Annotated in this window: 6 protein-coding genes, 2 rRNA genes and 2 pseudogenes; 4 read left to right on the top strand and 6 right to left on the bottom strand. The window is 61.2% G+C overall.

All coding sequences use genetic code 11. From position 1 onward, the window contains the following. Nucleotides 1–48 precede the first annotated feature (48 nt). Together BW733_RS11490 and BW733_RS11485 are read right to left on the bottom strand one after the other, a co-directional pair. Nucleotides 49–3,145 (bottom strand): 23S ribosomal RNA (locus tag BW733_RS11490). 337 nt (nt 3,146–3,482) lie between these two features. After that, nucleotides 3,483–5,002, bottom strand: a 16S ribosomal RNA gene (locus BW733_RS11485). Together the 16S and 23S rRNA genes form the textbook arrangement of a ribosomal RNA operon. A 728-nt stretch (nt 5,003–5,730) precedes the next feature. Here BW733_RS11485 and tal point away from each other — a divergent pair. Continuing rightward, the gene (gene tal, locus BW733_RS11480; RefSeq protein ID WP_077350617.1) at nt 5,731–6,834 is read left to right on the top strand and encodes a transaldolase; all 1,104 of its coding nucleotides are present in this window, start codon (nt 5,731–5,733) and stop codon (nt 6,832–6,834) included. A 366-nt stretch (nt 6,835–7,200) separates the two neighbouring features. Beyond that, a complete protein-coding gene (locus BW733_RS19460) occupies nt 7,201–7,851 on the top strand; it encodes a hypothetical protein (protein ID WP_237268172.1) in 651 nt (216 codons plus the stop codon). A gap of 2 nt (nt 7,852–7,853) precedes the next feature. On the opposite strand, the gene BW733_RS11470 is transcribed toward BW733_RS19460, so the two are convergent. After that, entirely contained in the window at nt 7,854–8,219 is a 366-nt protein-coding gene (locus tag BW733_RS11470) for a sulfate permease (RefSeq protein WP_077350615.1), read from the bottom strand. A gap of 566 nt (nt 8,220–8,785) precedes the next feature. Here BW733_RS11470 and BW733_RS19035 point away from each other — a divergent pair. Further along, nucleotides 8,786–9,406 (top strand): annotated as a pseudogene (locus tag BW733_RS19035) (DNA-processing protein DprA); the annotation flags it as partial. A 183-nt stretch (nt 9,407–9,589) separates the two neighbouring features. After that, the gene (locus BW733_RS11460; RefSeq protein WP_161490215.1) at nt 9,590–11,467 is read left to right on the top strand and encodes an ATP-binding protein; all 1,878 of its coding nucleotides are present in this window, start codon (nt 9,590–9,592) and stop codon (nt 11,465–11,467) included. Nucleotides 11,468–11,470: 3 nt separating this feature from the next. Here BW733_RS11460 and BW733_RS11455 read toward each other — a convergent pair whose 3' ends face one another. The 3 genes and pseudogenes from BW733_RS11455 to BW733_RS11445 form a co-directional block, all read right to left on the bottom strand. Continuing rightward, a complete protein-coding gene (locus BW733_RS11455; RefSeq protein ID WP_077350611.1) occupies nt 11,471–12,580 on the bottom strand; it encodes a DNA cytosine methyltransferase in 1,110 nt (369 codons plus the stop codon). Between the two features lie 129 nt (nt 12,581–12,709). Further along, nucleotides 12,710–14,008, bottom strand: a complete 1,299-nt coding sequence (locus tag BW733_RS11450; RefSeq protein WP_077350609.1) for an IS110 family transposase — start codon at nt 14,006–14,008, stop codon at nt 12,710–12,712. 259 nt (nt 14,009–14,267) lie between these two features. Beyond that, nucleotides 14,268–15,363: pseudogene (locus tag BW733_RS11445) on the bottom strand (IS256 family transposase).

Below are 15,363 nucleotides of genomic sequence, written 5' to 3'. Positions count from 1 at the left end.
TCCCGACCGTATCTCGGGAACCTCACAGTGGACGCGTAGCATCTTTGTAGAAACAAGCCCTCGGCCTATTAGTATCGGTCAGCTCCATGCATTACTGCACTTCCACATCCGACCTATCAACCCTGTGGTCTACAGGGGGCCTTACCAGATTAATCTGTGGGAGCCCTCATCTTGAAGCGTGCTTCCCGCTTAGATGCTTTCAGCGGTTATCACTTCCCAACGTAGCCAACCAGCCGTGCTTTTGGTAAACAACTGGCACACCAGAGGTTAGTCCGTCCCGGTCCTCTCGTACTAAGGACAGCTCTTCTCAAGACTCCTACGCGCGCAGCGGATAGGGACCGAACTGTCTCACGACGTTCTAAACCCAGCTCGCGTGCCGCTTTAATGGGCGAACAGCCCAACCCTTGGGACCGACTCCAGCCCCAGGATGCGACGAGCCGACATCGAGGTGCCAAACCATGCCGTCGCTATGGACGCTCGGGCAAGATCAGCCTGTTATCCCCGGGGTACCTTTTATCCGTTGAGTCCTGGCGCTTCCATGTGCCACCAGAAGATCACTAGTCCCGACTTTCGTCCCTGCTCGAGATGTCTCTCTCGCAGTCAAGCTCCCTTGTGCACTTACACTCAAAACCTGATTGCCAACCAGGCTGAGGGAACCTTTGGGCGCCTCCGTTACCTTTTAGGAGGCGACCGCCCCAGTCAAACTACCCATCAGGCACTGTCCCTGATCCAGATAATGGACCTAGGTTAGATAACCAGAGTGACCAGAGTGGTATTTCAACGGCGACTCCACCTGAACTGGCGTCCAAGCTTCAAAGTCTCCCACCTATCCTACACAAGTCACACCGATCACCAATACCAAACTATAGTAAAGGTCCCGGGGTCTTTCCGTCCTGCTGCGCGTAACGAGCATCTTTACTCGTAGTGCAATTTCGCCGAGTTCGTGGTGGAGACAGCGCCCAAGTCGTTACTCCATTCGTGCAGGTCGGAACTTACCCGACAAGGAATTTCGCTACCTTAGGATGGTTATAGTTACCACCGCCGTTTACTGGGGCTTAAGTTCAAGGCTTCGCCCAAAGGCTAACCCTTCCCCTTAACCTTCCAGCACCGGGCAGGAGTCAGTCCGTATACATCGTCTTTCGACTTGGCACGGACCTGTGTTTTTAGTAAACAGTCGCTTGGGCCTGGTCTCTGCGACCCTCAACGCTTTCACAGTAAATGCTAATACGTATCAGGTCCCCCTTATTCCGAAGTTACGGGGGTATTTTGCCGAGTTCCTTCACCACGATTCTCTCGATCGCCTTGGTATTCTCTACCTATCCACCTGTGTCGGTTTGGGGTACGGGCGGCTAGTATCTCGCTCACGAAGCTTTTCTAGGCAGCATAGGATCACTCTTACATCAGGAAAATCTGATGACACATCATGTCTCAGGCTCAATGAAACGCGGATTTGCCTACGTTTCGCCCTACACACTTGACCCGGTACAACCATGACCGGGAAGAGCTACCTTCCTGCGTCCCTCCGCAGCTTGCCTAATACGAGTTCGGGTCACAGACTCAGCCTGGATCCGTCCGAAGACATCACCAGACCTTGCATGCTTAGCATCACTCGCCTCAGCAGGGGCGATACTTCGCCGGTACGGGAATATCAACCCGTTGTCCATCGACTACGCCTGTCGGCCTCGCCTTAGGTCCCGACTTACCCAGGGCAGATTAGCTTGACCCTGGAACCCTTGGATATTCGGCGGACGGGTTTCTCACCCGTCTTTCGCTACTCATGCCTGCATTCTCACTCGTGTGCTCTCCACGACTGGGTCACCCCGCCGCTTCAACGCGCACACGACGCTCCCCTACCCATCCACACGACGTTACCGTCACATGTGTGAATGCCATAGCTTCGGCGGTTAACTTGAGCCCCGCTAAATTGTCGGCGCAGAATCACTTGACCAGTGAGCTATTACGCACTCTTTCAAGGGTGGCTGCTTCCAAGCCAACCTCCTGGTTGTCTCCGCAACTCCACATCCTTTTCCACTTAGTTAACGCTTAGGGGCCTTAGCTGATGATCTGGGCTGTTTCCCTCTCGACAATGAAGCTTATCCCCCACTGTCTCACTGCCGCGCTCTCACTTACCGGCATTCGGAGTTTGGCTGATTTCGGTAAGCTTGTGGGCCCCCTAGACCATCCAGTGCTCTACCTCCGGTAAGAAACACGCGACGCTGCACCTAAATGCATTTCGGGGAGAACCAGCTATCACGGAGTTTGATTGGCCTTTCACCCCTATCCACAGCTCATCTCCTCGGTTTTCAACCCAAGTGAGTTCGGTCCTCCACGACGTCTTACCGTCGCTTCAACCTGGCCATGGATAGATCACTCCGCTTCGGGTCTAGAGCACGCGACTAAAACGCCCTATTAGGACTTGCTTTCGCTACGGCTTCCCCACACGGGTTAACCTCGCCACGTACCACTAACTCGCAGGCTCATTCTTCAAAAGGCACGCCGTCACCCACCAAAGGTAGGCTCCGACGGATTGTATGCGATCGGTTTCAGGTACTATTTCACTCCCCTCCCGGGGTACTTTTCACCTTTCCCTCACGGTACTTGTCCGCTATCGGTCACCAAGGAGTATTTAGGCTTAGCGGATGGTCCCGCCAGATTCACACGGAATTTCAGGGGTTCCGTGTTACTTGGGGTAACGCTCGAGAGTGACCAGGTTACATCTACAGGAGTATTACCTTCTATGCTGTAACTTTCACAGAAACTTCGACTTCACTGATCATTTCTTACTCTCTGACTGCTCGACAGCGCAGTCCGAACGGCCCCACAACACCCCATCTGCAACGCCTGTCAGCTATCACACAAATGAGGTTTGGCCTCTTCCGCTTTCGCTCGCCACTACTCACGGAATCACTATTGTTTTCTCTTCCTGTGGGTACTGAGATGTTTCACTTCCCCACGTTCCCTCCAACTGCCCTATATATTCAGGCAGAGGTTGCCGGACATGACTCCGGTATTTCAAGGTTTCCCTATTCGGAAATCCACGGATCAAAGCTCGTTTACCAGCTCCCCATGGCTTATCGCAGGTTACAACGTCCTTCATCGGCTCTTGGTGCCAAGGCATCCACCGATCGCACTTAGTAGCTTGTTAAATCTACAAAGATGCTCGCGTCCACTGTGAAGTTCTCAAGATACGGGCGAGCCCAGAACATCCAACACCCAACCGGGCATCATCAGTCACTGGTCCGCAAGAGAGCGTTGCAAAAAACAACCGACCCCTCAGGACCCAACAGCGTGCTCAGACCACGATCCACCCACCAACTTTCCACTCCCACCCAAAAAGGGCAGGCTGTACTCACTGAACAAGCATCACAATGGCCGCAGGTCAATGTTCCACATTCCGGTAGCTCGCCTGACCGAAAACGTTCGCTTCGGAACCAGGCAATGGACAACCCCACAAAAAAGCGGGACTGCCAAAAGCTCCTTAGAAAGGAGGTGATCCAGCCGCACCTTCCGGTACGGCTACCTTGTTACGACTTAGTCCTAATTACCGGTCCCACCTTCGACGGCTCCCCCCACAAGGGTTAGGCCACCGGCTTCGGGTGTTACCGACTTTCATGACTTGACGGGCGGTGTGTACAAGCCCCGGGAACGTATTCACCGCAGCGTTGCTGATCTGCGATTACTAGCGACTCCGACTTCATGGGGTCGAGTTGCAGACCCCAATCCGAACTGAGACCGGCTTTCTGAGATTCGCTCACCCTTACAGGCTCGCAGCTCTTTGTACCGGCCATTGTAGCATGCGTGAAGCCCTGGACATAAGGGGCATGATGACTTGACGTCATCCCCACCTTCCTCCGAGTTGACCCCGGCGGTCTCCTATGAGTCCCCGGCATTACCCGCTGGCAACATAGGACGAGGGTTGCGCTCGTTGCGGGACTTAACCCAACATCTCACGACACGAGCTGACGACAGCCATGCACCACCTGTATACCGACCATAAAGGGGCACCTATCTCTAGATGTTTCCGGCATATGTCAAACCCAGGTAAGGTTCTTCGCGTTGCATCGAATTAATCCGCATGCTCCGCCGCTTGTGCGGGGCCCCGTCAATTCCTTTGAGTTTTAGCCTTGCGGCCGTACTCCCCAGGCGGGGTACTTAATGCGTTAGCTGCGGCACGGAGAACGTGGAATGTCCCCCACACCTAGTACCCACCGTTTACGGCGTGGACTACCAGGGTATCTAAGCCTGTTTGCTCCCCACGCTTTCGCTTCTCAGCGTCAGGAAAGGTCCAGAGATCCGCCTTCGCCACTGGTGTTCCTCCTGATATCTACGCATTCCACCGCTTCACCAGGAATTCCAATCTCCCCTACCTTCCTCAAGTCTGCCCGTATCGGAAGCAGGCTCAGGGTTAAGCCCTGAGTTTTCACTCCCGACGCGACAAACCGCCTACAAGCTCTTTACGCCCAATAAATCCGGACAACGCTCGCACCCTACGTATCACCGCGGCTGCTGGCACGTAGTTAGCCGGTGCTTCTTCTTCCACTACCGTCACTCTCGCTTCGTCATGGATGAAAGCGGTTTACAACCCGAAGGCCGTCATCCCGCACGCGGCGTTGCTGCATCAGGCTTGCGCCCATTGTGCAATATTCCCCACTGCTGCCTCCCGTAGGAGTTTGGGCCGTATCTCAGTCCCAATGTGGCCGGTCGCCCTCTCAGGCCGGCTACCCGTCGGAGCCTTGGTGAGCCATTACCTCACCAACAAGCTGATAGGCCGCGAGTCCATCCTTGACCGCCGGAGCTTTCCAACAACCCCCATGCAGAGGAAGCTGAATATCCGGTATTAGCACCTGTTTCCAGATGTTATCCCAGAGTCAAGGGCAGGTTACTCACGTGTTACTCACCCGTTCGCCACTCGTGTACCCCCGAAGGGGCCTTACCGTTCGACTTGCATGTGTTAAGCACGCCGCCAGCGTTCGTCCTGAGCCAGGATCAAACTCTCCGTTGAAAAAATATCAGCAAAACCACCCCAAAAAAGGGCAGCCAATAACTGTCAACTAGTTTGATACTGACAAAGTCCAAAACTGGACTTCAATCAATATTTTCAAAGGAATCCATCCCAGAACCGAAGCCCTGGAGACGGGTTCGCACGCAACTAACAAACCACAAAGATCTGTCAATTGCACTGTGCATTATATTTGGCATTGACTTTAAGCACGCTGTTGAGTTCTCAAGTTTCGGGTGCGTCCCGCACATCACCCAAGCCATCCAGGCTCAAGTTCCGTTTGGGGCAACTCGACCAACTCTACTAGCTGTTACTTCCGTCTGTCAAATTCGCATTTGACCGATTCGGAGTTCGCAGAAGTGATTGGAAACCCTGATTCATAAGGTGTTTCCGTGTCGGCAGGCTGCTTGCGCAGCTCTGCTGACTCTACTCCTTGCTCCTTCGCTTGTCAAACCCGGAGGCTTGAGGCGGACCAGCCGTTGAGTTGTTCCGTCGCTAGGCGACTCGATATAACTTACCGGCACCCCGCGCGGGGTGTCAAATCGCGGGAGGGATCCTCGGAACGCGCCGCGGCGCCCGGTCCCGGCCCCTGCGGAGAGGTCCGTCGGTCCCGCCGTTTGGTCGTCATCCGTGGGCCTCTGCGGGTAGCGTCGTTGACAAGGGACGATCGTTCGTTCCCCGGCCGGCGGGCGCCGCCACGGCGCATCGCCCACCCCCCGGAAGGAGCAGACATGACCTCACCCACCACCAGGCTCACCGACGCCGGCGTCAGCATCTGGCTCGACGACCTGTCTCGCAGCCGGATCACCTCCGGCAACCTCATCGAGTTGATCACCGACCGCAACGTCGTGGGAGTGACCACCAACCCCACCATCTTCCAGGGCGCCATCTCTGCCGGCGAGGGCTATGCCGAGGCCATCGCAGCCCAGAAGGCGACGGGAGCGTCCGTCGATGACGCCATCTTCGCGATCACGACCACCGACGTCAGGGACGCGTGCGACGTGTTCCGTCCCATCTACGACGCCACCCACGGCGTGGATGGGCGGGTCTCGATCGAGGTGTCGCCGGAGCTGGCGCACGACACCGAGGCCACGGTCGCCCAGGCCAAGGCCCTGCACGAGACGGTCGGCAGGGACAACGTCCTGATCAAGATCCCCGCGACGAAGGCCGGACTGCCTGCGATCACCGAGACCATCGGCGCGGGCATCTCCGTCAACGTGACACTCATCTTCGGCCTGGACAGGTACGCCGAGGTGATGGACGCCTACCTGGAAGGCGTCGCGAAGGCCAGGGCCGCGGGGATCGATCCCGGAGGCATCCATTCGGTCGCGTCGTTCTTCGTCTCGCGCGTGGACACGGAGGTCGACAAGCGGCTCGCGGAGATCGGCACTCCGGAGGCGGAGGCTCTCAAGTCGAAGGCCGGGGTGGCGAACGCCCGGCTCGCCTACGAGTTGTTCACCGAACGCTTCTCCCGCGACGACGCCATGGCGCTTGTCGAGGAGAGCGCGAACGTCCAACGCCCACTGTGGGCCTCGACCGGGGTGAAGGACCCGGACCTGCCTGACACCCTCTACGTCGAGGAACTCGTCGCGACCGGCACCGTCAACACCATGCCCGAGAAGACCCTCGAGGCGACGTTCGACCACGGGGTCATCACCGGTGACACCATCACCGGCAACTATGCAGAGGCTCACCGCGTGATGGACCAGCTCGCCGAGGTCGGGGTCGACTTCGCGGACGTGACGAGGGTGCTCGAGGAGGAAGGCGTCGAGAAGTTCGTGAAGTCGTGGCGCGAACTTCAGCAGAGCGTGAGTGAGGCGCTCGACGCGGCCTGAGGCAACAGCCGCCGCCCGGACCACCCTGCCGAGCGGGACCGGGCGGTTCCATGTTTCGCCCACCGTAGGCTCAGCCGTATCCGCCGAAAGAGCCAGCATGGACCAGAAACCGGAACCGTTCAGTTCGTTCACGACGCCAGGCTTCTGGGATGACCCGCACATCTCCAAGAGCTGCTGCGCAGCCACCTGGACCCCGGCAATGACCTCGCCTCGCGTCGCAAGAGCTTCATCGACGCCTCGACGAACTGGCTCACGGGCGCCCTCGGCCTTGCCCCGGGAGCGCGGCTGATCGACCGCTACACGATCACCGCCGCCTCCGGACAGCGCCGGTTCTACAACTGGATGCAGTGCCTCACCCCCAGCCAGGTGACCGGAGAGTTGGAGGGCGCGGGCTTCGTCGTCGAGGAGCTGGTCTGCGACGCGGCAGGCCCCCTTCGACCCGTCCAGCCCGACCTTCGCCGTGGTCGCGCGACGCCGCTGAAACACAAAACTGCCCCGCCATCAGGCGGAGCAGTCAATCTTGTGGACCGCCGTAGAGAGTTTGAGAACCCCTGCCCACACCTTAAAACCTTGTCCTTGCGCAGGTCACGGGGCCTCTACAACCAGGACCAGCACTCCTCCGAGCCTACTGTTTCCGATTCCAGGGGTCGAGTGGTGCGATCACTTGGGATGGCTCAAACCCTGCTGCGCCCCGAGCAGGTCGACGATCTGGTGGCGCAGTACGGCAGAGGCGCGACGCTCGTGGAGCTGGCATCCGTGTTCGGAGTGAACCGCCGCACGGTCGCCACCCACCTCACCCGGCGGGAGGTGACGATCAGCCGTGGACGGTTCGATCCCTCCCGCATCCACGAAGCAGCCGACCTCTACCTCAGCGGGTTGACGCTGGTGGAGGTCGGCGTGAAGGTTGGGGCGGGGCATCAGGCTGTCCGACGAGCGCTCGCTTCGCACGGCGTCGTGATCCGGCCGGGCGGGCGCTGTGGTTCTCGCATCACGGCATCCACTGCCGTGGGCGGTTGAGCCTAGACACGAAGGACCGGCTCACGCAGGCTCGCCTCGACGCCGTGGCGCTGGTGACGACGGACCGGAGCCTCGCGCAGGCGCGCACGGATGAGCAGAGCGACGCTCACGGGTCCCATGATGATGAACTTGAGCGCGTTCCAGCATGCCCACAGCACGATGAGGTGGAGCCAGTCTGGGCCGCCGTCGGCTGCCGAGCCAGAGCAGATGCTGGCGATCAGGATGTACGGAAGCGCGACCAGCATCGCGGGTATCCCCCACTTGAGTCCGCGACGTGTGCGGACGGCAGCGAGCAGTCGGCTGCTCGGCATGTAGCGGTGCAGGTAGTCGCGAGTGCGAACGCTGAGCGTCCAGATAAGGCGGACCATGACGGGCCTCTCGTCACACGTGTTACTCCGTCGAGGAGGCAGAACGTGTGTGAGTGCCCGAAGGCCGTCCCGGAGGACCCGCAATATGAGGAGAGCCTGCCTCACCATCCACTGTACGCCGGGGTCGGCGTTCACGGAACCCTCCGGCTCCCGCGTCGCCTCGCGCACCTCTCTGTAGGAGTGAGAGGAACCGACGATGACGAACCTGAGCGACGTAGTCCAGGACGAGCGCACAGCACGGATGGCGCCGTCGATGCTCGTTGAACCAGACGATGCGGTAACAGGCCGACTCCTGGGCGAGCTGGGAGCGCTTGAGTTGCTCCGACTCGCCGAACGTGATGACGTTGTGCCGGGGCTCAGTACCGTTGACGCTCAGGTGTGGCGTGCCCAGTTCCGGCGCTCAGACACTCGGACACTTGAGCAGAACCTCGTCGGAGCCGAGCGCGCCGGTATCGGCACGCTGATTCCCGGCGACAAAGAATGGCCTTCCGCTCGACGATCTTGGCGACCGACGGCCATACGTCCTCTGGACTCGTGGCACGACATCGTTCCTCGCGCGACCGCTCAGCGATTTCGTGACGATCACCGGCGCGAGGGCCTCGACGTCCTACGGCGAGCATGTGGCCGCACAGCTTGCCTCCGACCTCGCCAACGCTGAACGGCTCGTCGTGGCCGGCGGTGCCTACGGCATCGAAGGAACGGCCCATCGAGCGGCCCTGGCATCCGGTGGCGACACGATCGCGGTCATGGCGAACGGCGTTGATCGCCCCAACCCGATGGGCCACCGTGAACTGCTTGAGCGAGTAGCTGACCTCGGCCTCATGGTCAGCGAGGTTCCACCGGGCGCAGTGCCGACGCGCCATCGCTTCATTGCCCGGGCGCGGCTGATGGCCGCGCTGTCCGCGACCACCGTCGTGGTCGAGGCTGGCGTTCGCTCTGGATCGGTGACCGTCGCCCGGCGTGCGTACGAACTCGGCCGCACCGTCGGAGTTGTTCCCGGCCCGGTGACCAGCGCAACGAGCAATGGACCGCACGAGTTGCTGGAACTGGGGATCGCTCGCATCGTGACGCACTCTGAACAGATCATCGGTGTCCGCCAGGCGGAGGACCCCACGCCTGCAGGCGAGCGACATGCGTACGAGCACGCTCGCACGGCGACGTCGCGGTCGGATCAACGGGTGCTGTAGCCACTCACCACGCGGCCCAGTCGGGCAACGCCATCGGGTGCGTGAAGCGCGGCGAGTAGACTCTAGCCATGCGGTTCTGACGCCTCCTCGCGGAACCTTCGTTCCTGCGGAAGGAGTCCTGTGAGCGGTCGAGAGTTGACGATGGACTTCGCGGGGTCGCTTGTTCGCCACCTCGGGCTGCAGATGTACTCGGGCGCGGTGCCAGCCATCGCGGAGCTGGTCGCGAATGCCTACGATGCCGACGCGACCTCCGTACAGATCGAGGTTCCGCTCGACACAGCTCTCGACTCGAACTCTGAGATCGTGATCCGAGACGACGGTCTCGGAATGACCTTCGAGGACGTAAACGACAAGTACCTGCTCGTCGGGAGGGATCGACGGGCCTCCGGTGCAGATCGTTCGCCCGGTGGACGACTTGTTCTCGGGCGCAAGGGCCTCGGAAAGCTCGCCGGTTTCGGCATCGCGAAGATCGTCACGATTACAACTGTCAGCGACGGCCATCTCACCTCATTCCAGATGAGTTACGACGACCTCGTGAGTAGCAACACCAACACGTATCGTCCTACCGTGCTCGAAGACAGGGTGCTCCTACCGAATGAGACGCGCCCCAACGGGACCGAGGTGCGTCTGACCGAGCTCCAGTTGAAGAATCGCATCCCGTCTGCATCGTTCCGACGGAGCATGGGACGACGATTCTCGATCCTCAGCAATGCCTTCCAGGTGAGCCTCAACAACGACGCACTTGCGTCGGACGAGACGGAACTCCAGTTCCGCTATCCGGAGAACGGTCTCGACACTGTTGACCTGCCAGGCGTCGGAACAGTCCAGTGGTGGGTCGGATTCACCGAGAAGCCGATCAAGAACGATGACATCCGAGGCATCTCCGTGCTCTCCAGAGGCAAACTGGTCCAGACCCCGTTCTTCTTCGACATGAGCGGTGGAACGCAGAACCAGCTGGGGCTTCAGTACCTCACCGGCGAGGTATTCGTGGACGGACTCGACTCCTACTCTGACGACTTGATTGCCACCGACCGCGCCACAGTCCTCTGGGAGCATCCGATCGCACAGCCGATCCTGGAATGGGGCCAAGGCATGCTGCGGGAGTCCCTGCGCAAGTGGGCCGCTGCCCGCGCCAAGAGGCAGAAGGAACGTCTCAGAGTCTCCACGACCTACATGAAGCGGATCGAGAAGTTCCCGGAACGTCAGCAGAAGGAGCTCCTCAAGGCGATTCAGACGCTCGCTGATTCTCCGACGATGGAGTCTGACCGGCTCGATCAGATCGTCGAGATCCTTCTGAACGCCTACGAGAACGAGCAGTTCTTCGCACTGCTCAAGGAACTCAGCGAACTCACCGCATCTGACCAGAAGTCCATCCTCGACTTGATGAGCGAGTGGGACATTCTGGAGGCCGTCCAGGCCGCACAACTTGTACGCGGCCGGGTGGTCGTGATTCAGACCCTCAAGCGGCTCATCAAGGAACGCGCCCCCGAGAAGCCGACCATGCAGGACCTTCTGCGTGAGCATCCGTGGATCATCGACCCCATGTGGCAACTGCTCCATCACGAACGTTCCCTCGAAACGGTCTTGCGTGAGACATTCCACTCGGAGGTCAGCGAGGGAGATCAACGCAGGCTCGACTTCCTCTGCATCGGAGACAGCGGCACCGCGATCGTCGTCGAGGTGAAACGGCCCGGCGACAAGATCGGCCTCAAGGAACTCGGCCAACTGCGCGGTTACGTAAACACGCTTCGTGACCGGAACGACAAGGCGGGCAACTTTTCTACACAGCGTTCCCAGATTCTCGGCGTGATGATCCATTCTGGGCTCAAGGACGAGCCTGGGATCAATAGCGAGATTCAGAGCATGAAAGACCTCGGCTACCGAATCTCACCCTGGGATCACCTTCTTGAGGCCGCCGAGCGTCTTCATCGTGACTACCTCGACGTGATCGCTGAACGCGCACCTCAGGACGACCCACGGATTCAGGCAATCCAACGCGACTCCGCTACGGAGACCGCACCGAACACGGACATCGGGCCGGATGAGGACAACGCCGAATAGTCCCTACGCAGCCCGTCCTTCGAGTGAGTTGAGCAGCGCACCTGCGATCCTGGCTGCCATGCGTACGGGGACGGCATTGCCGATCTGACGTTCAACGGCACCTCTCGTACCGGCGAACTTGTAGTCCGGCGGAAACGTCTGAATCGCCGCCGCCTCGCGCAAAGTGATCGGCCGATGCTCCTCCGGATGCAGAAAAGGCCCACAAGCCGGGGTTGTGCACCGAGTCGTCATCGTCGGCGCAGGCTGATCCCAGTGAAGCCGTCCGTATGACCCGGACGCCCCGCTCTTCTTCTCTTTGGCCAACTTCTTGTGGCATTCGAGCTGAAGGTGCTCCGGAAGGTCGCGGCGATTGCCACCCACGGGGATCGCTTGAACCCTTCTGAGCACGTTGTCCGGCAGGGTGCGATGCACGCCGAGCGGATCATCAGCAGGGACTTCAGCCTCCAGTTGACGGAAGGCGTCTCGCACTGTCACGGGCGTCTCGGGATCGGTTGTAGTGAGAGACTGCGGGAGTGGGGTGCGCGTGCCGCGCAAGGCCAGGATGATGAGTCGCTTGCGTCGCTGCGGTACGCCGAACTCGACCGCATTTACATGGTAGGCACGCGCGTTGTAGCCCATCCGGCTCAGTGCAGTCAGTAGTTCTGTGGACCGCCTGTCACGCCCCAGCCCGGGCACGTTTTCGACCAACACGGCGCGGGGTCTGAGCGCTCGAACGAATCTGACCGTGTGATTCACTAGATCGTTGCGAGGATCGTCGCCCTGAATGCGACCTTCTGCGAGCGAGGAAAATCCTTGACAAGGCGGGCACGCCTTCAGCAGCGTCAACTCGCCCGTCTTCAGCTCTAGCTCGCGCTTCACCTCGGCTGCGCTAACCTGCCGAATGTCCCGCTCCCACAGCCGCGTACGTTCGTGATTCAGGCGGTAGGACTGGGCAGCGGTGGTGTCAAACTCAACAGCGCCGATCACGTCGAACCCGGCATCGATCAACCCCTGGGTTGCTCCACCAGCACCGGCAAACAGATCGACTGCTGTGGGCCGCGAACCTCCCGAAGCGCCATCGATGCACGTCTCATCCGGGAGCGAGTCTGTTGGCTTGTGCACGGTCGTTCGCACTCAACACCTACCTTCACTGCCTCGGCGAGTTGTCACCCTTCGGTTCCCGGCTGACCACGATCTTGCGGCGGGCACGCAGCAACTCATCTTCTGATCCTACTGGGTGGGTCTGACCTCCTGGCCCAAGGTCTACAGGCGACGAGACTGCAGTTCGGCTCGCACCTGAGGACGCGTGCCCGATGGCGCTGTGGCGATGTCCGTCGCCTGTCTGAGCGCGGCCCTTGCCCGTGCGGCGTCGATCTTCTGGGCGGCTGACTCGGGTGGGGCACCGAGGGCTGCTTCGTCGGTGACGCGGTGGCGGTCGCGGTAGGCGGCAACCACGCGGGCGGCCTTGCGCCAGGTCGCGGCTCGTCGCCGGTCGGTGGGCGCTACTCCAAGAGCGTTGGTCCACGGTGTGCTCTCCGTGAGTGCGGCTTCGAGTACAGCGTCGGCGCGTGCCTCGATCAGTTCCTCTCGCTCGTCGAGAGCCGCTCGCATCTCAACGTCGATGACGCCGTGCGCCGATGGGATGAGGCCGGCGATGAGGCGCGCTGGTTTGCGAGTCCTGCCCGAGCCTGCGGGACGGGCGGTGGCCCGCTCGACGCGGTAGTGGAGGACGGCGGCGATGTCGTCCGCGTCACTTCCGAGCCGCTCGGGGTTGTCGCCCGCGGCGACCAGGAGCGTCGCTGCGGTGACAGGACCGACTCCGCTCAGGGACAGCAGCGTGGGGTTGACCTGCCGGACGAGCATCTCCAACTGTTGTTCTATCAGGTCGATCTCGGCTTGCATCGTGAGGTGTCGGACCGCGAACCGTCGCAGTGTCTGCCGGGCGACGACCGCTGGATCGGCGGACGTGATTGTTCCGGGCCGAGTCTTGGCGAGCGTGTTCACCAGACGCTGCCCGCTGAGAGCGCGGAACGCCTGTCGCACGAGCTCGGGTGCGGTGATCAGCAGCGCGTGGATCTGGTTCATCACTTGCGCTCTGGCCTTGGCCGCCGAGCGCCGCTCTGCGAGGGGGATCCGCATCGACTCGACCGCGCCATCACCAGACTTTGGGATCGCGGTGTCCGTTCCTGCGAGGACAGCGACCGCTGCCTGGTGGGCGTCGAGGGGGTCGGACTTGCCGCGACGACGGCGGGCTTGCCGGTCCTGTCGCGCGACTTCGATGACGGTCAGCCCCGCCGTGGTCAGCGCGCGTGCGAGGCCAGCCCCGTACGACCCCGTTCCCTCCACCCCGATACGGACGACATCACCGTGCGCGTGGAGGAACGCGACGATCTGCGCGTAACCGCGACCGTCGGCACGGAACTCTCGGTCCGCGACAGGTCGGCCCACGAGATCGAGGATCGCGACGTGATGCGTGTTCTTGTGCGTGTCGACCCCGGCGACCAACTCGGAGCCTGGTGGCAACGGGTTGGTCAGCGGCGGGTCGAGTGTCATGCTCGTCATTGACGAGATTCCCTTCCAATGGTGATGAACGTCACCGCGGGTCGGGTGAGTGCAGACAGCACAAAGGTGAGACGACTTTCCGGTCAGGCTCCTATCAAGTCATGTGCCCGCCCGGCCCGCAGCGACCCCGGCGTCGACGGACAGATCCACAAAAAGACAGCCGCGAACGGCGTCCGTGTAATTTCGGGTCACGCCGGCGCCGGAGCCGAATCCATCATCTCTGTGTAGCCGTTGGTGATCCTTCAGTTGTTGGTGTCGGTTAGGCGCTGAGTTCGAGGATGGGGTCGCTCACCTCCTCGGTTCCGGTGTCGGGGATGAGGGTGAGGCGGGACTTGGCGAGGATGTCGAGGCCGAGGTAACGGCGCCCTTCGGCCCATTCGTCGGTCTGCTCGGCGAGGACGGCGCCGACGAGGCGGATGACCGCGTCGCGGTTCGGGAAGATTCCGACGGAGTCGGTGCGGCGGCGGATCTCGCGGTTGAGCCGCTCGTTCGGGTTGTTGGACCAGATCTGCTGCCAGAGCCCTTCGGGGAAATCCGGTGAACGCGAGGATGTCCGCCCTGGCGGTGTCGAGGTGCTCGAACGCGTCGGGGAGCTTGTCCTCGACGTAGTCCAGGAGTCGGTCGAACTGTGCGTTCACGGATGCCGCGTCGGGCTGGTCGTAGACGCAGTGCAGCATCGCCTTGACGGCCGGCCACATGTTCTTCGGTGTCACGGACATCAGGTTGGCGGCGTAGTGGGTGCGGCAGCGCTGCCAGGAAGCTCCGGGCAGATTCGCCGCGATCGCTTCCACAAGGCCGGGATGCGCGTCGGAGGTGACCAGGCGGACGCCGGACAGGCCGCGGGCGACGAGGTCAGCGAAGAACGAGTTCCAGGCCGCGCCGGTCTCGCTAGTCGCGACCCGCAGGCCGAGGACCTCGCGGCGCCCGTCGGCGTTGACGCCGGTCGCGACCAGGACGACCGCGTTGATGACGCGGCCGCCTTCGCGGACCTTCATGGTGAGCGCGTCGGCGGCGACGAACGTGAACGGCCCGGCGTCGTCGAGCGGCCGGTGGCGGAACTGGTCGACCTGCTCGTCGAGGTCCGCGGCCATCCGGGAGACCTGCGACTTCGACAGTGAGTGGATCCCAAGTGTCTTGACGAGCTTGTCCATCCGGCCGGTCGAGACGCCGGCGAGGTAGCCGTTTCGTTGCGCGAGCCGGTCTGGGCAGACCTGACCCCATTCCGCGCCGACGACGGCGTCCGCGTCGGCGGACAGCAGCGCGTTGATCATTGTCTGCAGCAGCTGCCGCATCAGATCCGGCGACGCGTCGGTCAGGGCTTCACCAAGCAGGCGGGCAGGGATGCTCCTATAGAT

Origin of the sequence: Tessaracoccus flavescens (genome assembly GCF_001998865.1) — a bacterium.
Taxonomy (GTDB): Bacteria; Actinomycetota; Actinomycetes; order Propionibacteriales; family Propionibacteriaceae; genus Arachnia; species Arachnia flavescens.
This window is presented reverse-complemented; position numbering and strand designations above follow the sequence as displayed.